At 57.7% G+C, this 222-nt stretch carries 1 pseudogene; it reads right to left on the reverse strand.

Annotated elements, in window-relative coordinates:
- Window positions 1-222 (reverse strand): annotated as a pseudogene (locus ACNFCJ_RS24200) (hypothetical protein); the annotation flags it as partial.

Raw genomic sequence — 222 nt, forward strand, 5'->3', positions numbered from 1 at the left:
GATCATGCGGCGTGCCCCGAGTACCGAAATAGCACGTTTGAGGTTGTAGGCTTGCACGGCCATCGCCATCTCAGCTCTCACCCCGCTGAAATGGCGCACTAGAAAACGACCATTGAGCTGTTTGAGCGACAGGGTCTTGCCCGCAGGACATTGGAAGCTGTCGGTCGCAGGATCGTAAGTGAAGTCCTGACGCGCAAACAGTGTGCCGCCGCCCTGGTTGTT

This window comes from Pseudomonas sp. NY15364 (assembly GCF_048068235.1).
Taxonomy (GTDB): domain Bacteria; phylum Pseudomonadota; class Gammaproteobacteria; order Pseudomonadales; family Pseudomonadaceae; genus Aquipseudomonas; species Aquipseudomonas mendocina_D.